Source organism: Streptomyces sp. NBC_00663, from assembly GCF_036226885.1.
Lineage (GTDB): Bacteria > Actinomycetota > Actinomycetes > Streptomycetales > Streptomycetaceae > Streptomyces.
Genome location: NZ_CP109027.1, coordinates 6754534 through 6773281 on the forward strand (window position 1 = coordinate 6754534; position 18748 = coordinate 6773281).

Here is an 18748-nt window from a genome sequence, read left to right on the forward strand (position 1 = left end):
TACGGGTGGTCAGTGCCGCTCAGTAGGTGCCCTGACCGAGGTTACGGGTCGGCCGGTTCACCGGCGAGTGATCCTGCCGGGCGCCGGGAGCGCCGTACGACGAACAGGGCCACCGTCGTGGTGAGCGCGGCCAGGGTGCCCGCGAGGGTCAGCAGCCAGGCCGGGATCCCGGCGAGCGTGCGGAGCCGGTCCTCGTAGATCACCTGCTGGAACGTGGTGTCCGCGGCGGTTCGGCGCAGGGTGTGGTCGGCGTCGATCAGGTTCGGGGACGGGAACTCCTGGCCGATCGCCGTCAGGAACGGGGTGCCCGCGGTCAGCTCGGCCAGGGCGCTGCCCCGCCGGGGCGTGATCCGGCCGGCGAAGGTCACCCGGGGGCGGGAGCCGCCGATGCGGGACGCCGGTTCCATGCGGTGGGCGGCCAGGACGTACAGGCCCAGCGACTGGGGTGTCCGCGCCAGACGGGACAGACGCATCGGGTAGACCGGCTCATCGGCCGCGAAGGACAGGCTCAGCGGGTCCAGGGTGCCCTGGAGGGGGGTGCCGGCGGTGTCCGGGGCCAGCCGGATCGCCACGTACTCCCAGCGGCGCGCCACATAGGGCTGGAGGGCGTCGCTCAGGCGGGGCGGGAGGCTGAAGCCGTTGGCGGTCAGCCAGCCGCCGAGGGCGTCCGGGTCCGTGGCGGTCAGGCGGGCCACGTCGAAGGGGCCCAGCTTCTGGCGGCCCACCACGCCCACACCGGGCGCCCTGCCGACGCCGGGCGGGGGCGCGCCCGCGTCCCGGCCGCCGCCGGAGACCAGCGGCCAGTCGCCGTCCTGCGGCCAGAAGTGGTACCGGGTGCGGTGCACGGGCGCGGTGGCGGCGTCCAGCTGGTCGAAGAGGGCCGGATCGCCCAGCTCCACCTCCGCGCGGTGCGGGACCGGCATGATCCAGGCGGCGCGGTCGCTGTCGCCGTCGACCGTCAGCCGCATCACGATCCGCTCCCGGCCGCCGTCCCAGCGCACCACCGACACCTCACGTGCCACGCCGACCCGCCGGGCGGTGTCCGGGATCATGGCGCCGCAGCCGCAGGCGTACGCCGGGGCGACCAGGGAACCCACCTGGGTGGCGAGTAACGCCAGGACGACCGCGAGCAGGCGGCGGCGCGCCCGGCCTCTCAGGAAATCGACCATTCCCCCCAAACCCTCCGCTGCACGGTCGCCGGGCCTCTCAGACGGTTACGCGGAGCATACGGGTCCGCGGCTTGTAGCTACGTAAGTGATCCACCGCGCGCTCAGCGAGGCGGTGCGAGACGGTGCGGACTATCGTCATTCGGACAAATGCGGGACGGGCGTCAGGTGAAGCGGAACCGCCTGCGTCTCTTCTCCGGGGGGCGGTGCGTGCCTCATAGGGTGCGCACGACAGACTTCGCGTATCGGACGTGAGGGACGAACTGGGCGGGAGGTCTGGGCGCGTGGTGAACACCAACCCCAGTGGAGGACCGGCGGAAGCGTTCGGAGCGACGGCCGTCGACACGGTCAGAGCCCGGCTGCGCGTGGCCAGATTCCTGCTGTGGGTGGTCGCCGCGATACTCGCCGTCCGCCAGGTCGCCGTCGTCCTCAGTACCCCCAGCGGGGAGCGGCTGACGGATCTGGAGACCTGGGTCGGTCCCGACGGGGTCCTCCATGTGAAGGGTTCGCTGTACGACTCGACGGAGTTCACGGGCACGCCCTTCGGCGGACTCGTCCTCAAACCGCTCACCAAGGCGGCCGAGCAGGCCCTCGGCTGGGGCTGGACCTTCGGGACGCTGCTTCTGGTGGTCGCGCTCGGTCTTGTCGTCGCGCGGGCGCTGCCTCATCCGGTGAACAGACGTACGTCCTTCTTCGCCGCGCCGGTCGCGATCAGCCTGCTGATGCTGTCGCTGCCGGTCCGCAACACGCTGTATCTCGGGCAGACCAGCATCATGCCGGTGCTGCTGGTGCTGGTCGGCTGCTTCGCCGTGCGCGGACAGCGGACCAGCGGCCTGCTCATCGGCCTGGCCGCGGCGCTCCAGCCGACCGTGCTGCTCTTCGCCGGGCTGCTGTGGTTCACCGGGCGACGGCGGGCCGCGCTGGCCACCGGAGTCACGTTCGCGGCGAGCACGGCACTGGCGTGGGCGGCGCTGCCGCACGACTCGTACACCTACTGGGTCCATCACATGGCGGGCACCGGGCTGGGCGGTGACGCCGACGATCTCGCCAACCAGTCGCTGCACGGGGCGCTGCTGCGGGCCGGATTCGCCGGGCCGGTCGAGGTCGGGCTGTTCCTCGCGCTGGGCGTCGCGGTGGCGGCGCTCGCCCTGCGGCGGGCCGTGCGGTACGCCCGTGACGGGCAGCTGCTGCTGGCGGTGGCGGTCACCGGCTGCGCGGCGATCCTCGTGGCCCCGATGGCCTGGCAGCACCAGCTGCTGTGGGTGCTGCTCGCGGTCGTGGGCAGGGTCGGCAAGCGGGCCTCGGACCGGTATGTGTGGCCGGTCGCGGTGGTGCTGGTGATGACGCTGCCCGCGAAGATGATCCTGCCGAACATGGCCTCGCTCTACCCGCTGCGCGACAACGTCGTCCTGCTGGCGGCGCTGGCCGCGGCGACGGTCGTGCCGTTCCTGTCCCGGACCTCGCCGTACTACCAGACGCCGATCCCCACCGAGTACGCCGAGCCGGTCCCGGCCCGCTTCCGGCGGGTGCCGCTGCTGCCGTTCCTGAAGCGGGTGCTGACGCGGCCCAACCTGCTGCTGGAGTTGCTGCTTATCCGTGTCACCTACGCCGCCTACCAGAAGGTGCGGCTCGCGGCGACGGGCGGCACCAACTCCGAGGGGCGGGCGCGGGCCGAGGAGCACGGGCAGCAGGTCCTGGACCTCGAACGCTGGCTGCACATCGACATCGAGCACTGGGCGAACCACGCGGTCGTCAAGGTCGACTGGCTGCGGAACTTCTTCGACTTCTATTACGAGTCCTTCCACTTCGTGGTCCCGCTGACGGTCCTCGGCGTCCTCTACTGGCGCCGCCCCGTCGACTACCGCTGGGCCCGCGCCTCCCTCGGCTTCGCCACCCTCCTCGCCCTGGTCGGCTTCTGGCTCTACCCGCTCGCCCCGCCCCGTCTGATGCCGTCCCTCGGCGTCATCGACACGGTCCACGGCGTCCAGGACTTCTCCAAGCCCGACTACGGCACCCTGACCGCCCTCACCAACCAGTACGCGGCGATGCCCTCGCTGCACTTCGGCTGGTCGCTGTGGTGCGGGGTCGTCATCGCGATCGTCGCGCCGAAGTGGTGGATGAAGGCGCTGGGACTGCTGCACCCGTTCTTCACGGTCACGGCGATCGTGGCCACCGGCAACCACTGGGTGCTGGACGCGGTCGGCGGTGCGGTGGTGGTGAGCGCGGGCTTCGGGCTGTCGTATCTCTTCCAGGGGCCGCGGGCGCGCAGGGTGAAGGACGCGGCGGTGAGTGAGAAGCCGGCGTTGGTGCGCGCCTCCGGGAGCGGGTGACAGATGAACCAGTTGGGCACATCAGCGCCCGGCGGACGGCCGCGCCCACAACCGCCGCGCCCATGGCTGTCGCGCCGGACGGCGTAGGGCTCGGGGGAGGCAGGAGCGGGGCGTGAGGGACGGGATGCTCCTGCCTCCCCCGGGTCTGGACGGGCCGGCGGCGCCGGGAAGCCGCCGGCCCGGGAATGGGGGGAGGGTCAGGCCACGCTGACCTGGAGTTCCTTCACGCCGTTGATCCACGCCGAGCGCAGGCGGCGGGGGTCCCCGGTCAGGACCAGGTTCGGCATCGCGTCGGCTATCGCGTTGAAGATCAGGTCGATCTCCAGGACCGCCAGGGACTTGCCCAGGCAGTAGTGGGGGCCGCCGCCTCCGAAGCCGAGGTGGGGGTTGGGGTCGCGGGTGATGTCGAAGGTGTCGGGGTCGGTGAAGACCTCGGGGTCGTGGTTGGCGGAGGCGTAGAAGATGCCGACCCGGTCGCCCTTCCTGATCAGCTTGCCGCCCAGTTCGGTGTCCTGAGTGGCGGTGCGCTGGAAGGAGTTGACCGGGGTGGCCCAGCGGACGATCTCCTCCGCCGCGGTCGCCGGGCGCTCGGCCTTGTACCGCTCCCACTGGTCGGGGTGGGTGAGGAAGGCGTGCATGCCGTGGGTGATGGCGTTGCGGGTGGTCTCGTTGCCGGCCACCGCCAGCATCAGCACGAAGAAGCCGAACTCGTCGGAGTTCAGGTTGCCTTCGTCCTCCGCCGCGACCAGGGCCGTCACGATGTCCTTCGCCGGACACTGCTTGCGGTCGGCCGCCATGTTCATCGCGAACGCGATGAGCTCCATCGCCGACTGCTGGCCGACTTCCTCGGTGATCGCGTACTCGGGATCGTCGTACGAGATCATCTTGTTGGACCAGTCGAAGATCTTGGCCCGGTCGTCCTGCGGGATGCCGATGAGCTCGGCGATGGCCTGGAGGGGCAGTTCGCAGGCCACCTCGGTGACGAAGTCGAAGGATCCGGGGTGTTGGCGGGCGTTCGCCGCGATCGCGGTGGCGCGGGCGCGGAGGTTGTCCTCCAGGGCGCGGATGGCGCGCGGGGTGAACACGCGCTGGACGATGCTGCGGACCCGGGTGTGCTCCGGCGGGTCCATGTTGAGCAGGATCAGGCGCTGGGCGTCGATGGCGTCGCGTTCGATGTGCTCGTTGAAGCGGATGATCGCCGTGTTGAGGGTGGAGGAGAAGAGCTCGGGGTGGGTGGAGACGTACTTGACGTCCGCGTGCCGTGTCACCGCCCAGTAGCCCTCGTCCTGGAAGCCGGCGATGTTGCCCGCCTGGGGGATCCAGCGGACCGGTTCCACCCGGCGCAGTTCGGCGAACTCCGGCAGCGGAACGCGCTGTTGCAGCAGATCGGGATCGGTGAGGTCGAACCCGTCGGGGAGCTCTGGACAGGTCATGGGGCAGCTCCAGCCGTGTTCCAGCCTTGTTCGGCGGTCTTCTGACGGTCCATCAGGTCGTCCGGTGAACGTAGTAACGGGTTCTAGAAGTAGCAAGAGGCGTGCACGACTCTTGCGGCGACGGACCCCCTGTCAGCAGACTGCCTGTGGAACTAGAACACGTACTAGTTCCGCGTGGCGGGCCGGGCCGGGACGCCCCCGCGCCGCGCGGGTACGCAGGAGAGGAACTCCTTTTCATGGCCGCGGAACCCGTGATCGTCGAAGCCGTACGCACCCCCATCGGCAGGCGCGGTGGCGCGCTCGCCAACCTCCACCCCGCCTATCTGCTGGGCGAGACCTACCGTGAACTCCTCGGCCGCACCGGCATCCCCGCCGACTGCGTCGAGCAGATCGTCGGCGGCACCGTGACCCACGCCGGCGAGCAGTCCATGAACCCCGCGCGCACGGCCTGGCTGACCATGGGCCTGCCGTACGAGACGGCGGCGACGACGGTCGACTGTCAGTGCGGCTCCTCGCAGCAGGCCTCGCACATGACGGCCAACCTCATCGCGGCGGGCGTCATCGACGTCGGGATCTCGTGCGGCGTCGAAGCGATGTCGCGGGTGCCGCTGGGGTCGGGGTCGAAGCACGGTCCGGGGAAGCCGTTCCCGGACGAGTGGAACGTGGATCTGCCGAATCAGTTCGAGGCGGCGGAGCGAATCGCCCGGCATCGTGGGCTGACCCGCGAGAACGTCGACTCGCTGGGGCTGATCTCGCAGGAGCGGGCCTCTGTCGCCTGGAGCGAGGAGCGGTTCAAGCGGGAGACGTTCGCCGTGCAGGTGCCGACCACCGAGGACGAGCAGCGCGCCGGGCAGGGCATGTGGCGGTTGGTGGATCGTGACGAGGGTCTGCGCGACACGTCGATGGAGGCGCTGGCCGGACTGAAGCCGGTCATGCCGACGGCCATCCATACGGCGGGCAACTCGTCCCAGATCAGCGACGGGGCGGCGGCCATCATGTGGGCCTCGAAGCGGATGGCGCGGGCGCTGAAGCTCCGGCCCAGGGCCCGGATCGTCGCCCAGGCACTGGTCGGCGCCGATCCGCACTTCCACCTCGACGGGCCCATCGACGCGACCAAGGCGGTGCTGGGCAAGGCCGGGATGTCGTTGAAGGACATCGACCTCGTCGAGATCAACGAGGCGTTCGCGTCAGTGGTGTTGAGCTGGGCGCAGGTCTTCGAGCAGGACCTGGAGAAGGTCAACGTCAACGGCGGTGCGATCGCCCTCGGGCACCCGGTGGGCGCGACCGGGGCGCGGCTCATCACCACGGCCCTCCATGAACTGGAGCGCCTGGACAAGGAGTTCGCGCTGATCACGATGTGCGCGGGTGGCGGACTGGCCACCGGCACGATCATCCAGCGGATTTAGGCTCGACAGAAGTTGACGCGGACTGGTCAACTTGCCCGACGTTTCCGAATCTCATCCTCCGCGTCCTGCCCTTCTACCTCCGCCAGGTAGGGGGTTTGGGCAGGGGCGGCTTCGGGCTGCGGCGAGGGCGGGGGGTGTCAGACCGCAGGTGTGACGCTGCCGCTCCAGGAGGCGAAGTGGCGGAACGCGGCGGGGGCGACGGTGAGGATCGGGCCCGCCGGGTTCTTGGAGTCGCGGATGGCGATGACGGTGGCGGCTTCGGCGATCTCTATGCAGTCGCCGCCCTGGTCACTGCTGTGCGTGGACTTGCGCCAGGCGAGCTGGCCGAGCGGTGCGCACTCGACGCATGAGCCGCCTTGGTCGCCGCTGTAGCTCGACTTACGCCACTTGCTCTCCATAGCGGTCCTCCATCACGCTCCGGATCAACTCCGCCGAGTCCTTGAGGGATAGAGCGGCGGCTCGCAGGTGATCGTAACGGAGTGAGCAGTCCTTGACCGTGTCCGGGTTGGCGGACGGATGTCCGCTGCCATACCCCTCGGTGTAGACGATGGTCGGGTCGCTCGCGAAGCGGTAGAGGTTGAATGAGCCTGTCAGTCCCGTGTGTGCTCCGGCTGAGAACGGCAACACTTGGACGTTGATCCGGAGGTTGGCCTCGAAGTCCAACAGATGGGCCAGTTGGCCGCGCATGGTTTCCGCGCCGCCAATCTCCTGGTAGAGCGCGGCCTCGGTGATCACCGTCCAGAAGACGGGCGGTTCCGGCTTGTCGAAGATGCGTTGCCGGGCCAGTCGCACGGCGGTGCGGTCGTCGAGGTCGGCCTGATCCAGCGTGCCGAGTGTGGCGCGTGCATAGGCGTGGGTCTGGAGAAGGCCGTGGATCATCGTGGCCTGGAAGGTGCAGATCTCCGCCGCCCGCGCCTCAAGCTCTGCCACCTGCCTGAACCAAGCCGGAAGTTGACTCCGCAGCACCAGCTCCACGAGCCGTGACAACAGCCCGTCCGACCCCAGCGCCGCGTCCGCCCGTTCGCTGAACTCCGGGGTCGGGACCTTCCTCGCGGTCTCGATCTGGCCGATCAGGGAGCCGGTGTAGTTGAGGATGTCCCCGAGCTGCTTCTGGCTCAGTCCCGCCGCTTCCCGCAGCCGCCGAAGCTCGAAGCCGTAGTAGTCGAGCGGCGAGGCTCCCGGGTCAAGGACGTTGATGTGCGTCACGAACAGCCCCCACTCCAGAACGGGTTGTATCTGACCTGTAGCCCAGCGTAGTTGCGGCAGTTCAGGCTCGTCCCGTGAACACATACTTTCCCCCCACCACGCACTACCGCATGCGCATCACCGTCGGCGAGCACTCCGTCCGCCACATCCGCTCCATCGTCCGCTCGCTGCTCACCGAGTGGGAGCTGGCGGAGCTGGTCGACGCTGTGGAGCTGGGTGTGACGGAGCTGGTCACCAATGTCGTACGGCATGTTCCGGACCGGCGGTGCGAGGTGGTCGTACTGAGAACAGCGGGGGTCCGGGTGGAGGTGACGGACGGGTCTCCCCAACGGCCCTTCTTGTGTGGGGCGTTGGTGTCCGACGCGGAGGGCGGGCGGGGGCTGGTGCTGCTGGGGGCGGTCGCGGACAAGTGGGGTGTGGCGGGGGTGGCCGGGGGTGGGAAGACCGTGTGGTTCGAGTGCGGGGTGCCGGACTCGACTGCCTGAGGTGGCCGGTGGGTGGCCTCTTCCTCGCTTCCTTCGCGGCCGCCGATGAGTTTCTTCCGGGCTCACGGTCAGCACTGTCGTCAGACACGAGGAGGAGGTGTCCGCAGTGGGTGGAGCGGCATGGCGGGAAGCGTTGGACCGGCTCGGGGTTCTTGTCGGGGAGTGGGTGGTGGAGGCGGACTTCACGGACCCGGACCGCGTGGATCCGGACGTTCCTGCCGGGCGCAGTGTGTTCGCCTGGGATCTGGACGGGCGATTTCTGGTGCAGCGCACCCGGATCCCCGTCGCCGGGGCGCCCGACAGCATGGCGGTGATCGCCGTCGACCCGGGGTCGGGGGCGTACACGTACCACTACTTCGACTCGCGCGGTGTTGTGCGGACGTATGCGATGAGCTTCGACGGAGAGGAGTGGACGCTGCTGCGGGAGACGGCGGACTTCTCGCCGCTGTCCTTCCGGCAGCGGTTTGTCGGGCGGGTCGGGGACGGGGCCATCCGGGGGGTATGGGAGCAGGCGAAGGCCGAATCGGCGCCGTGGGAGCGGGACTTCGGGCTGGTCTATCGCAGGAGCGGGCGATGAGGGAGGCCGGGCGGGGCATCGTCGACGGCGTTCGTTATCTGGTGCTGGCCACGGCCGACGCTGACGGGCGTCCGTGGAGTACGCCGGTGTACTTCGCGCATGAGGGGTATCGGGAGTTCTTCTGGGTGTCCTCGCCGGAGGTCACCCACTCGCGCAATATCGCGGTGCGGCCCGAGGTGGGGATCGTCGTCTTCGACTCGTCGGCGGCGATCGGGACCGGGCAGGGGGTGTACCTGTCCGCCGTCGCCGGGGTCGTGGAGGAGGGGGATACGGCGAGGGGGCTCGACGTGTTCTCGCGGCGGTCCGTCGGGCACGGGGGGCGGGTCTGGACCGTCGACGACGTGCGGGGCGACTCCGGTATGCGGCTGTACCGGGCGGTGGCGGACACGCACTGGATGCTGGCCAAGGACGGCACGCCGGACCACCGGGTGCCGGTGCGGCTCGCTTGAGTGCCGGTGCGTGCGGCGGCTACTCCCGCCCCGACGCTGTCACTGCCAGCACCCCCACCAGCACGGTCGACACCAGCAGCGGCGCGCCCAGGTCGTGGTCGTCCACCAGCCACGCCCCCAGTGCCGCGCCCGCGATCATCGCGGCGACCGCGGCGGTACGGCGTACCCGGCGCGTTCCCGGCCCGTCGGCGGCCAGGCCGGTCAGGGTCATCGTCAGGACGGTGGTCGTGAGGTCGGCGACGCCCAGCTTGCGGACGGTCGCGTTGCGCAGGCCCATCGCGAAGGCCGTGACGGCGATGAGGGTGTAGACGGTGGCGGTGTCGTCGGGGGCGGCGAAGGCGACGACGGTGGAGGCGGCCAGCAGCAGGGCCTCGGCGGCGAGAGTGCGGCGGACCCAGGTGCGGCGCGCGCCCCGGCCGAGGCGCAGGGCGATACGGCCGCCCGTCGCGGCGCCGATCGCGAACGCGACCAGCGAGGTCAGGGTGTGGGGGACGGAGAAGCCCGGCGCACCGGCCGCAGCGAAGCCGAGGACCACCACGTTGCCGGTCATGTTCGCGGTGAAGACATGGCCGAGGCCGAGATAGCTGACGGCGTCGATGAGCCCGCTGACCAGGGTCAGCGCGAGCAGCACCGGCACCAGGCGCAGGCCGCGGTCCGGCCGGGTTTCCGTGGTCATCGGGTCAGTGGACCACGTACGGCGCCGGGATCGTCGTACGACGAAGGCGGCGACCCCCGTGGAACGGGAGTCGCCGCCTTCGTACGTCAGTCGTCTGTCGGCTCAGTACCAGCCGTTGGCCTGCCAGAACGCCCAGGCGCCGGACGGGCTGCCGTAGCGGGAGTTCATGTAGTCGAGGCCCCACTTGATCTGGGTCTCGGCGCTGGTCTTCCAGTCCGAGCCGGCGGTGGCCATCTTGGAGCCCGGCAGGGCCTGGACCAGGCCGTAGGCGCCGGAGGAGGAGTTGGTGGCGTCGACGTCCCAGCCGCTCTCGTGCTCGACGATGTGGCTGAACGCGGAGTACTGGGCGGCGTTCGGGATCATCTTGTGAGCGATGGACTTGGCCTGGGCGGCCGAGTCGCTGGTGGCCGCCTGAGCGGGCGCCGCGGTCAGCACCAGACCGGCGGTGGCGGCGGCCATCGCGGCGGTGGTGATGGCCTTCTTCGGGGAAGCGATGCGGCGAACGATGCGGGAGACGGACACGGAGAACCTTTTCTTCGGGGACGTGGTCTGTCGCGGGCGGTGCCGGTTGCGCTGAGCATCCGGTACATGCGTCGGCGCCGAGGCCCGTGGGCTTGTCGGCGCCGTGCGACGTTGTCCAGAGAAACAGGCTTGGAGCGCGTCCGCAATGACCCCTTTTACTAGTTGTGGTCGCATCTGGGGTGCGCGGGGTCCGTGTGAGCTGGCTCTCAATGCGCAGGTCAGAGGCTGTTATGGCATGGGCATGGCGTCCGATATGTACTACTAGGGCGGTTAGTTCGTGATGTGGGTCATGTGGGGTGGTTCACCGGTCAACGGGGTTCGAATGTGACCGCGCTCTCGAAGGCGGCCCGGCGGGTGGCTCTGCGTAGCGCCCTGAGCACGGCCGGACCGAGCGTGAAGGTGAGGACGACCGTGCACAGGGCCCGGCCCAGGTCCCAGCCCAGTGAGGTGGCCAGACAGTAGAGGAGGAAGCGGGCCAGATTGCCGGGGACCGAGCCGTCCGGCTGGAAGGCGATGTTCGAGGCGGTTCCGGCGAGGAACGGCCAACCCGCGAGGTTGGTGATCGTGCCGTAGGCGAACGCGGCGAGGAAGCCGTACACCGCGAGCAGTGCGAGTTCCGTACGTCCGCGCAGGCGCCCCGCGCCGGGCAGGAGCCCCGCGCCCATCGCGAACCAGCCCATCGCGAGCATCTGGAACGGCATCCACGGCCCCACCCCGCCCGTGAGCAGCGCCGACGCGAACATCGACACGCCACCGAGCGTGAAGCCGAAGCCGGGGCCGAGGACCCGGCCGCTGAGCACCATGAGGAAGAACATGGGCTCGATGCCGGCGGTTCCGGCGCCCAGGGGGCGGAGCGCGGCGCCGGTCGCCGCGAGCACGCCGAGCATCGCGACCGCCTTCGGGCCGAGGCCCGACTCCGAGATCGTCGCCGCCACCACGACCACGAGCAGGATGAGCAGGCCCGCGAAGAGCCAGGGCGCGTCGGTCGCGTGGGCGTTGACCTGGGAGTGGGGCGGGGCGAGGAAGGGCCAGCCGAGGGCGACGACGCCTACGGCGCTGACGAGGACGAGGGCGGCGATGGAGCGGGGGCCGAGGCGGATGACGTTCATGGGCGTCCGAGAGCCTCTCTCACCTGGGCCACGGTGAGCCACTTCTGCGGGGCGAGGATCTTGCTGACCTGCGGGGCGAAGGAAGGGGACGCCACGACCACGTCCGCCGCCGGGCCGTCCGCGATGATCTCGCCGTCCGCGAGCAGGACGACACGGTGGGCGATCTCGGCGGCGAGCTCCACGTCGTGGGTGGCCAGGACGATCGCGTGGCCTTCGGCGGCCAGTGTCCTGAGTACGGCTGCCAGGCGGGCCTTCGCCGCGTAGTCGAGGCCTCGGGTCGGCTCGTCGAGGAGGAGGAGTGGGGGGCGGGCGGTGAGGACGACGGCGAGGGCGAGGGCGAGGCGCTGGCCTTCGGAGAGGTCGCGGGGGTGGGTGTCGTCGGCAACGTCTGGGAGGAGGTCGGTGACCAGGGTGCGGCAGGTGCCGGGGGTGGCGCCGGCGTCGGTGTCGGCCGCCTCGCATTCGGCGGCGACCGTGTCGGCGTAGAGGAGGTCGCGGGGTTCCTGGGGGACCAGGCCGACGCGGCGGATCAGGTCGCGGGGTGGGGTGCGGTGGGGGATGGCTCCGCCGGTGCGGACTGTGCCGGAGGTGGGTGGGATGAGGCCTACGAGGGTGTTGAGGAGGGTGGATTTTCCGGCGCCGTTGCGGCCCATGAGGGCGAGGGTTTCGCCGGGGGTGAGGGTAAGGGTGATGTCGGTGAGGGCTTGGATGTGGGCTCGGCGTACTGAGAGGGATTGGGTTTCGGCGGCGTAGAGGGATGGTGGAGCGGGGCTGGGGGTTCGTGAGAACCAGCGGCGGCGGGTGGGGGCGCCCAACAGCTCGGCGGGTACGGGTTGTTGGCGAGTGCGGGTCTGTTGTGGCTGGTCGCGCAGTTCCCCGCGCCCCTTAGGGGCGTCTGTCGTGCCGGAGTTCAGTTGCTCCCGCAGATCTCCCGCCCTTCGCCTCGCGTCTCTCACCGTCAAGGGCAGCGGTGACCAGCCCGCCATCCGGCCCAGATCCACCACCGGGGGGCACACCGGGGATACGGCCATGATCTCGGCCGGGGTGCCCAGGGTCAGGGGTTCGCCCTGACCTGGTAGGAGGGCTATCTGGTCGGCGTACTGGATTACTCGCTCCAGGCGATGCTCGGCCATGAGGACTGTGGTGCCCAGGTCGTGGACCAGGCGTTGGAGGACCGCGAGGACTTCCTCCGCGGCGGCGGGGTCGAGGGCGGAGGTGGGTTCGTCGAGGATCAGGGCCTGGGGGTGGGGGGTGAGGACCGAGCCGATCGCGACGCGTTGCTGCTGGCCGCCGGAGAGGGTGGAGATGGGGCGGGCGCGGAGGTCGGTGAGGCCGAGGAGGTCGAGGGTCTCCTCGACGCGGCGGCGCATCACGTGCGGGGGCAGGCCCAACGACTCCATGCCGTAGGCCAGTTCGTCCTCGACCGTGTCCGTCACGAAGTGGGAGAGCGGGTCCTGGCCCACCGTGCCCACGACGTCGGCCAGTTCGCGGGGCTTGTGGGTACGGGTGTCGCGGCCGGCGACGGTGACCCGGCCGCGCAGGGTGCCGCCGGTGAAGTGCGGGACGAGACCGCTGACGGAGTTGAGGATCGTGGACTTGCCGGTGCCGGAGGGGCCCACGAGGAGGACGAGTTCGCCCTCGGGGACCTCGAAGTCGATGCCCTGGACGGTGGGCCGGGCCGCGCCGTCGTAGGTGACGGAGACATCCTCGAAACGGATCACGACGGCTCCTCGGGGGGCGGGGTGACGAAGGCGGGCAGCAGGCCGAGGAGGATCGCGGCCGCGGGATAGAGGGGGAGGGTCGGGGCGGTGAGGGGGATGACGCCCGGGTGGAGGGCGGCCGGATCCCGTACGGAGGCCAGGGCGAGCGCTGCCGCCACCGCGGCGCCGGAGGCGGTCACCAGCCAGGCGCTGGGGCCCCAGGGGTCGGGGCGGTAGCGGGTGCGGGGCGTGCGGCGGCCGCCCAGGCGCAGGCCGGCGAGGGCCGCGGTCACTCCGGCGAGGAGGACGGGGATGCCGTACGTGCCGCCTTCGGCGGTCAGCAGGCCGTACGTTCCCGCGCAGACGCCGAGCAGGCCGCCGAGGGTGAGGGTGTTCGTCGTACGGCGGACCCTGGGCGGGACGTCGGCGGTACGGCCGTAGCCGCGGGCGTCCATCGCGGCGGCGAGGGCGACGGAGCGTTCGAGGGCGCCTTCGAGGACGGGCAGGCCCACCTGGAGGAGGCCGCGCAGGCCGGAGTCGGGGCGGCCCCGGAGGCGGCGGGCGGCGCGCAGGCGCTGGACGTCGGCGATGAGGTTCGGGGCGAAGGTGAGGGCGACGACCACGGCGACGCCCATCTCGTACAGGGCGCCGGGGAGGGACTTGAGGAGGCGGGTGGGGCTGGCGAGGGCGTTCGCGGCGCCCACGCAGATGAGGAGGGTGGCCAGTTTCAGGCCGTCGTAGAAGGCGAAGGTGAGGGTCTCCGCGGTGACCTTGCCGCCGAGGCGGATGCCCTGGGCCCAGTCCGGGAGGGGGACTTCGGGGAGGGTGACGATCACGTGGGTGCCGGGGAGGGGGGAGCCGAGGGTGACGGCGAAGGCGAGGCGGATGAGGAGGACGGCGAGGGCGAGTTTGAGGAAGGCGGAGTAGGAGCGGGCCCAGGGGGTGTTCGGGCGGCGGGCGGCCACCACGTAGGCGGACGTGGCTATGAGGAGGGTGAGGAGGAGGGGGTTGGTGGTGCGGGTGGCCGCGATGCCGAGGGAGAGGGACCAGAGCCACCAGGCGCCGGGGTGGAGGGGGGCGCGGTGGCGGGTGCGGCGGGTGGGGGTTGCCGTGGAGGGCGTTTCGCTTGCCCGCGCCTGCGGGGTGCCGCCTGTCTTTGGGCCGGGTGCCGCCCCAGCGGCACGACCGCCCGCGGCTGGGGCGGGTGGCTGCGCGCCGCTACGGCTGTTACGGCTGTGCATTTCTGCGCCGTCGCGTCTGCCATATCGCTGCCGCGGCCAGGGCTGCCACTGCCGCGGCGCCTGCCAGCAGGCCCACTGATGGACCCTCGTGTGACGTCTTCTTCGTTGCCGTCTTCTTCTCTCCCGTCGCCACCTGCTCCCCGCACCCCGCCTCCGGGTACCCGGCGATCGCGCACAGCAGGGCGTTGGTGTCATAGCGCAGGGGTTTCGCCACCGTTGCCAGGGCTTCGGCCGTGGTCGCGTCGTCCGGGACCACCGCGCACTTCGTGCGGAGCGCGGGGGGTGTTTCTCCTGACGGGGCGTCCGTCGGCGTGCCGAAGTCGATGACCAGGGCGACGCGCTTCTTGCCGGGACCGGCGGGGGTGTTCGCGCAGATCTCGGCGAACGACGCCGTGCCGCGGGGCTTCGTCGCGTCCGTCGAGTCCTCGCTCACCGCGAAGCGGAAGCCCTGGACGTCGCCGTCGGCGGGGACGGCGGTGGCGGGGCCCTGGGTGGCGTAGGTCCAGGCCGTGCCGGTGCGGTCCCAGAACGACCAGTAGCGGTAACCGGTGGCGTGGGCCGCCTGGCCGGTGAGGGCCAGGAGGCAGAACGCCGTCAGGAGCAGGGCGGTGGCGCGGCGCATCACGCGCGGCGCTTCCGGCCGCGGAGCATGAGGGCGAAGCCGATGAGGGAGCCGAGGACGAGACCGCCACCGACGGTCCAGGCTATGGACAGCCCGTCCTTGCTGTCGTCGGACTCGGCCGTCCCGGTCGCCCGGCCCTCCTTCGGGCCGGGCACGTGCTCGGGCTTCGGGCCGGTCGCGTTCAGCAGGACGATCAGGTCCTTGCCGCCGAACTCGCGCGGGCTCACGCCACCGGCCTGAGCGGCGAAGGCGAGCTGGGCGTAGGCGGCGGGGCCGGTCTGCGCGGCCCACTTCAGGGCGTTGGCCTCCAGCCAATGGACGGACGCGGTGGCCTCGGCATGGAAGTCGGCGGCGGACAGGGCGACGACCGCGTCGGCGGTGTTGCCGTAGTCGGGCTGGTCCTCGGAGCCGGGCAGGACCGACTTCAGGTACTTGTCCTTGGCCATCGTCTTCGCGAGGTAGGAGGCGCCGTTGTGGGCGGCCTGCTCGGAGTCGCCGGGCTTCTCGCAGGACTGGCTCGCCCGGTCGTCGTCGCTGTGGACGTTCGTCTGCTGCTCGCCGAGCGCACCGAGCACCGCCGCCGCCGTGGCGTCCGCGTTGGCGGAGAGCCCGCCCTTCTTGTCGGGCTGGTAGGCGAAGGCGCCCGCGCCGTCGCCGGCGCAGGGAAGAGCGAGCCGCAACAGGGCGTCGTAGGGGGTCCTGCCGTTCTTCTTCACCTTCGTGGCCTGCTCGCCGACGGCGGTGAGCGCCCCGATGACCACGGACGTGGAGTTCGCGTCGCTCGCCCCGCCGGCGGTGTAGCCCCAGCCGCCGTCCTTGTTCTGTACGGACTTCAGCCAGGCGACCGCCTTGCGCGGGACGTCCTCGTGACCGCCGGTCGCGGCGAGCGCCTGCACCGCGGCGGCCGTGCTGTTGGTGTCGACCATGACCTTGGCATCGCAGGTCTTGGTGGTGTCGGCGCGGAAGGCCGGGAAGGCACCGTTGGCGCACTGCTGGCCGGCCAGCCAGTCGACGGCCTTGTCGGCGGGTTCGACGGACGCTTCCATCTGCGCCATCAGCGTCAGCGACTGCCGCCACACCCCGTCATACGTAGGGTCACCCGTCCCGTACAACCCGTCCGGTATCGCCACCGACGGAGAAGGCGAGGCGGACGGATCGGCGGCCATGGCCGGGGTGGCCGTGCCGATCACGGCGGTGGCGGCCAGGACCGCGGCGCTGCGGCGGACGTTCATGATCGGCGGATGCCTCTCCCTGCAAGGGAGCCGGGCAGCGCGGGGAGACCCCGGGCGGCTCGGCCCCGTAGACCTCGACGGTGCCGTGCACCGGCCGGATGCCGGTGCGCGTGAGCCGGTCAACTGCTCCGCGCGGGGCGATCCGGCTTGCCCGGGAGGCGGGGCCTCGGAGGCTTACGGTTGCGGGTCAGCGCCGGAATTGCACCGGCTTTCCCCCGTACGGGTGTGATGACGACGCGGCCACTCTACCCGCCCGTAAACAAGCGGCTGAGGGGCTCCTGTGAGGCGCTCCCGCGCGGGGGATAGGTTCGGCCGCATGGAGATCACGGGGAGGCTCATCGGCTCGGGGCGGGCGTGCGACGTCTACGAGATCGACGACGCGTGGGTGCTGCGGCGCGACCGGGAGGGGTACGCGGACGCGCTGGCCGAGGCCGCCGTCATGGAGCGTGTGCGGGCCCATGGGTATCCGGTGCCCCGGGTGCGGACAGCGGACTGCTCCAGGTCCGACCTCGTCATGCAGCGGCTGCACGGGCCGACGATGCTGGCGGCGTTCGCGGCCGGGCGGATCGACGCCCGGGAGGCGGGGGAGACGATGGCGCGGCTGCTGCGGCGGCTGCACGCCGTTCCGGGGCGGGTGGTTCACCTGGATCTGCATCCGGACAACGTGATGCTCACCGACGACGGGCCCTACGTCATCGACTGGGCCAATGCCGAGGAGGGCGACCCCGGCCTCGACTGGGGCATGTCCGCGGTGATCCTCGCCCAGGTCGCCGTCGGCGACGAGCCGATCGCCGGGCCGGCCCGCGCGATGCTGGCCGCCCTGCTGGCCGATCCTTCCGCACTCACGGAGAAGGGGCTCACCGAGGCGCGCGGGCGGCGGGCGCTCAATCCGACGATGACCCGAGGTGAGACCGAACTGCTGGGCGCGGCCGAGGAGTTGATCAGGACGTACCTGCCCTGACCGGAGTCGGGCCGCCGAACGGCAGCCGCAGCCGACGCGACGCCAGCAGCCAACTCCCGTCCGCCATACGGCGGAAGCCGTCCTCGTACTGCCCGACCTGGACCGGCGGACCCGGCGGGACCGGTCCCTGGCCGCCCTCGTACCCGTCGACGCGGTACGTCGTGAAGTACGAGGTCGCGGTCGCTGTGTCCGGGGAGGTCACCGTGACGAGGATGTTGGACATCACCCGGCGCGAGAGGCGGTCCAAGGGGCGGGAGTTGAAGTACGTGCGCAGCGCGTCCCGGCCCACGGACCGCCGTCCGTCCCCCTCCGGGAGCGGCCACTCCCAGGTGCCGTCCTCGGTGAACAGCTCGGCGACCGAGCCCGGTTCGCCGAGGTCGAGACGGTGGACGAAGTCGATGATCAGGCGTTCGCAGGCGCGCTCGGCGAGGAGCCGCTCCAGAGGGTCTTCGAGAGGGTCCATGCCCGCCATGGGATCACACCGCCACGTACGTGAGGGGATCGCTCCCCGTCACCGCCTCCGCCCGGCCCAGCTTCACCAGGCGCCGCAGATGTGCCTCCGCCTCCGAGACGGCGATGTTCCGTGAGCCGTGGGGGATTTCGGACCAGGGGCGGTTCCACTCCATGCGCTCGGCCACCTGCCACGGGGTGAGCGGCTCCACGAGCAGCGCTTGCAGACCGGTCAGCCGGTCCTCGTGGTGGGCCAGCAACTCCCGTACGCGGGCGGGCGCGTCGGTGAAGACGTACTGGTGGGCCGGGAGGACCTCCGCGGGGGCCAGGCGGCCGACGCGTTCGAGGGAGTCGAGGTAGTCGCCGAGAGGGTCGGTGACGGTGGCGTCGTCGGGGTCCTCGTACAGGCCGATGTGCGGGGTGATCTCGGGCAGCAGGTGATCGCCGGAGAACAGGCGGCCATGGCCCGGGAGTTGGGCGGGATGCTGTTCCTCCAGGTGGAGGCAGACATGGCCCGGGGTGTGGCCCGGCGTCCAGATCGCGCGCAGGCGGCGGCCGGGGAGAGGGAGGAGGTCGCCGGGGACGATCTCGCGGTCCGGCACGGCGGGGGAGAAGCCGGGGAGGCGACGGGGGCGGGCGGTGCGGAAGGGCGCCACATGCTCCTCGGGCGCGCCCGCGGCCACCAACTTGGCCGTCATGTAGGCGAACCAGCGCTCGGGACGGGTCTCGCCGGTGCGGCGGACGATGGCGGCGTCCGCCGCGTGCATCGCGATCCAGGCGCCGGACGCCTCGCGCACCTGGCCCGACAGACCATGGTGGTCGGGATGGTGATGGGTGATCACCACCCCGTGGATCGCGTCCGGCGAGGTGCCGCAGGCCGAGAGCCCGGCGGCGAGGGTGTCCCAGGAGGCCGGGTCGTCCCAGCCGGTGTCGACCAGCACCGGACCGCGGTCGGTGTCGACGACGTACACGAGTGTGTAGCCCAGCGGATTGTCCGGGATGGGGACGCGGACCGAGCGGACGCCGCCGCCGTGGTCGGTGACCTGTGGGCTGACCTGTGTCATGGGCTCCCCCGTCTCCGCGTTCCCGCCACTATAACTAGAACGGGTTTCGATGGGAGCCCAAGTCATCTTTCGGCTGCCGCCGTGCCGGTCTGTGGACTCATCCGAGTAGAACTGGTATC

The 18748-nt window shown here is 71.1% G+C and carries 19 protein-coding genes; 6 read left to right on the forward strand and 13 right to left on the reverse strand.

Annotated features, from left to right (window positions below; translation table 11 throughout):
* Positions 1-41: 41 nt before the first annotated feature.
* On the reverse strand, positions 42-1169 hold the full coding sequence (locus OG866_RS30810; protein WP_329339728.1) for a DUF2330 domain-containing protein: 1128 nt from the start codon (positions 1167-1169) through the stop codon (positions 42-44).
* A gap of 284 nt (positions 1170-1453) precedes the next feature.
* On the opposite strand from OG866_RS30810, the gene OG866_RS30815 reads away from it, so the two are divergent.
* Positions 1454-3496: a bifunctional glycosyltransferase 87/phosphatase PAP2 family protein gene (locus OG866_RS30815; protein ID WP_329344382.1), complete on the forward strand. Its 2043-nt coding sequence runs from the start codon at positions 1454-1456 to the stop codon at positions 3494-3496.
* A gap of 197 nt (positions 3497-3693) precedes the next feature.
* On the opposite strand, the gene OG866_RS30820 is transcribed toward OG866_RS30815, so the two are convergent.
* Complete coding sequence (locus tag OG866_RS30820; RefSeq protein WP_329339730.1) at positions 3694-4929, reverse strand: cytochrome P450; 1236 nt, start codon at positions 4927-4929, stop codon at positions 3694-3696.
* 236 nt (positions 4930-5165) lie between these two features.
* On the opposite strand from OG866_RS30820, the gene OG866_RS30825 reads away from it, so the two are divergent.
* Complete coding sequence (locus OG866_RS30825; protein ID WP_329339732.1) at positions 5166-6335, forward strand: steroid 3-ketoacyl-CoA thiolase; 1170 nt, start codon at positions 5166-5168, stop codon at positions 6333-6335.
* A 137-nt stretch (positions 6336-6472) separates the two neighbouring features.
* Here OG866_RS30825 and OG866_RS30830 read toward each other — a convergent pair whose 3' ends face one another.
* Positions 6473-6733, reverse strand: a complete 261-nt coding sequence (locus OG866_RS30830; RefSeq protein WP_329339733.1) for a DUF397 domain-containing protein — start codon at positions 6731-6733, stop codon at positions 6473-6475.
* A complete protein-coding gene (locus OG866_RS30835; RefSeq protein ID WP_329339735.1) occupies positions 6714-7541 on the reverse strand; it encodes a helix-turn-helix domain-containing protein in 828 nt (275 codons plus the stop codon). The genes OG866_RS30830 and OG866_RS30835 overlap by 20 nt, the downstream gene beginning before the upstream one ends.
* Positions 7542-7615: 74 nt before the next feature.
* On the opposite strand from OG866_RS30835, the gene OG866_RS30840 reads away from it, so the two are divergent.
* From OG866_RS30840 to OG866_RS30850, 3 genes are all read left to right on the forward strand, one after another.
* On the forward strand, positions 7616-8026 hold the full coding sequence (locus tag OG866_RS30840) for an ATP-binding protein (RefSeq protein ID WP_443063588.1): 411 nt from the start codon (positions 7616-7618) through the stop codon (positions 8024-8026).
* Positions 8027-8123: 97 nt separating this feature from the next.
* Positions 8124-8603 carry a hypothetical protein gene (locus OG866_RS30845; RefSeq protein ID WP_329339737.1) on the forward strand — a complete coding sequence of 160 codons (480 nt, stop codon included), beginning with the start codon at positions 8124-8126 and terminating at the stop codon, positions 8601-8603.
* Positions 8600-9052 (forward strand): pyridoxamine 5'-phosphate oxidase family protein, encoded by a 453-nt coding sequence (locus tag OG866_RS30850; RefSeq protein ID WP_329339740.1) that lies wholly within the window; start codon positions 8600-8602, stop codon positions 9050-9052. The genes OG866_RS30845 and OG866_RS30850 overlap by 4 nt, the downstream gene beginning before the upstream one ends.
* 19 nt (positions 9053-9071) lie before the next feature.
* Here the strand turns inward: OG866_RS30850 and OG866_RS30855 are convergent, their stop codons facing one another.
* The 7 genes from OG866_RS30855 to OG866_RS30885 all read right to left on the reverse strand — a co-directional run bounded on the left by OG866_RS30855 (position 9072) and on the right by OG866_RS30885 (position 16154).
* On the reverse strand, positions 9072-9728 hold the full coding sequence (locus OG866_RS30855; protein WP_329339742.1) for a YoaK family protein: 657 nt from the start codon (positions 9726-9728) through the stop codon (positions 9072-9074).
* Positions 9729-9830: 102 nt separating this feature from the next.
* On the reverse strand, positions 9831-10250 hold the full coding sequence (locus OG866_RS30860) for a transglycosylase SLT domain-containing protein (protein WP_329339744.1): 420 nt from the start codon (positions 10248-10250) through the stop codon (positions 9831-9833).
* Positions 10251-10558: 308 nt separating this feature from the next.
* Positions 10559-11359: an ECF transporter S component gene (locus OG866_RS30865; RefSeq protein WP_329339746.1), complete on the reverse strand. Its 801-nt coding sequence runs from the start codon at positions 11357-11359 to the stop codon at positions 10559-10561.
* Complete coding sequence (locus OG866_RS30870; RefSeq protein ID WP_329339748.1) at positions 11356-13080, reverse strand: ABC transporter ATP-binding protein; 1725 nt, start codon at positions 13078-13080, stop codon at positions 11356-11358. Before OG866_RS30870 ends, OG866_RS30865 begins: the two co-directional genes overlap by 4 nt.
* A complete protein-coding gene (locus OG866_RS30875; RefSeq protein ID WP_329339750.1) occupies positions 13077-14300 on the reverse strand; it encodes an energy-coupling factor transporter transmembrane component T in 1224 nt (407 codons plus the stop codon). Before OG866_RS30875 ends, OG866_RS30870 begins: the two co-directional genes overlap by 4 nt.
* Positions 14287-14922, reverse strand: coding sequence for an SCO2322 family protein (locus tag OG866_RS30880; protein WP_329339753.1), 636 nt, complete (start codon positions 14920-14922; stop codon positions 14287-14289). The genes OG866_RS30875 and OG866_RS30880 overlap by 14 nt, the downstream gene beginning before the upstream one ends.
* Positions 14922-16154: a prenyltransferase/squalene oxidase repeat-containing protein gene (locus OG866_RS30885; RefSeq protein ID WP_329339755.1), complete on the reverse strand. Its 1233-nt coding sequence runs from the start codon at positions 16152-16154 to the stop codon at positions 14922-14924. The genes OG866_RS30880 and OG866_RS30885 overlap by 1 nt, the downstream gene beginning before the upstream one ends.
* 316 nt (positions 16155-16470) lie before the next feature.
* On the opposite strand from OG866_RS30885, the gene OG866_RS30890 reads away from it, so the two are divergent.
* On the forward strand, positions 16471-17115 hold the full coding sequence (locus OG866_RS30890) for a phosphotransferase (protein ID WP_329339756.1): 645 nt from the start codon (positions 16471-16473) through the stop codon (positions 17113-17115).
* On the opposite strand, the gene OG866_RS30895 is transcribed toward OG866_RS30890, so the two are convergent.
* Both OG866_RS30895 and OG866_RS30900 read right to left on the reverse strand, forming a co-directional pair.
* The gene (locus OG866_RS30895; protein ID WP_329339758.1) at positions 17096-17578 is read right to left on the reverse strand and encodes a nuclear transport factor 2 family protein; all 483 of its coding nucleotides are present in this window, start codon (positions 17576-17578) and stop codon (positions 17096-17098) included. The two genes, OG866_RS30890 and OG866_RS30895, sit on opposite strands and share 20 nt — an antisense overlap.
* Before the next feature lie 13 nt (positions 17579-17591).
* Positions 17592-18629: an MBL fold metallo-hydrolase gene (locus OG866_RS30900; protein WP_329339759.1), complete on the reverse strand. Its 1038-nt coding sequence runs from the start codon at positions 18627-18629 to the stop codon at positions 17592-17594.
* Positions 18630-18748 lie beyond the last annotated feature (119 nt).

What these genes read in the sequence shown, in the direction of transcription:
- OG866_RS30890 (WP_329339756.1), top strand. Translation starts at nt 16,471, where the DNA reads ATGGAGATCACGGGGAGGCTCATCGGCTCGGGGCGGGCGTGCGACGTC.
- OG866_RS30855 (WP_329339742.1), bottom strand. Translation starts at nt 9,728, where the DNA reads ATGACCACGGAAACCCGGCCGGACCGCGGCCTGCGCCTGGTGCCGGTG.
- OG866_RS30865 (WP_329339746.1), bottom strand. Translation starts at nt 11,359, where the DNA reads ATGAACGTCATCCGCCTCGGCCCCCGCTCCATCGCCGCCCTCGTCCTC.
- OG866_RS30875 (WP_329339750.1), bottom strand. Translation starts at nt 14,300, where the DNA reads ATGCACAGCCGTAACAGCCGTAGCGGCGCGCAGCCACCCGCCCCAGCC.
- OG866_RS30850 (WP_329339740.1), top strand. Translation starts at nt 8,600, where the DNA reads ATGAGGGAGGCCGGGCGGGGCATCGTCGACGGCGTTCGTTATCTGGTG.
- OG866_RS30810 (WP_329339728.1), bottom strand. Translation starts at nt 1,169, where the DNA reads ATGGTCGATTTCCTGAGAGGCCGGGCGCGCCGCCGCCTGCTCGCGGTC.
- OG866_RS30895 (WP_329339758.1), bottom strand. Translation starts at nt 17,578, where the DNA reads ATGGACCCTCTCGAAGACCCTCTGGAGCGGCTCCTCGCCGAGCGCGCC.
- OG866_RS30880 (WP_329339753.1), bottom strand. Translation starts at nt 14,922, where the DNA reads ATGCGCCGCGCCACCGCCCTGCTCCTGACGGCGTTCTGCCTCCTGGCC.
- OG866_RS30830 (WP_329339733.1), bottom strand. Translation starts at nt 6,733, where the DNA reads ATGGAGAGCAAGTGGCGTAAGTCGAGCTACAGCGGCGACCAAGGCGGC.
- OG866_RS30825 (WP_329339732.1), top strand. Translation starts at nt 5,166, where the DNA reads ATGGCCGCGGAACCCGTGATCGTCGAAGCCGTACGCACCCCCATCGGC.
- OG866_RS30885 (WP_329339755.1), bottom strand. Translation starts at nt 16,154, where the DNA reads ATGAACGTCCGCCGCAGCGCCGCGGTCCTGGCCGCCACCGCCGTGATC.
- OG866_RS30900 (WP_329339759.1), bottom strand. Translation starts at nt 18,629, where the DNA reads ATGACACAGGTCAGCCCACAGGTCACCGACCACGGCGGCGGCGTCCGC.
- OG866_RS30820 (WP_329339730.1), bottom strand. Translation starts at nt 4,929, where the DNA reads ATGACCTGTCCAGAGCTCCCCGACGGGTTCGACCTCACCGATCCCGAT.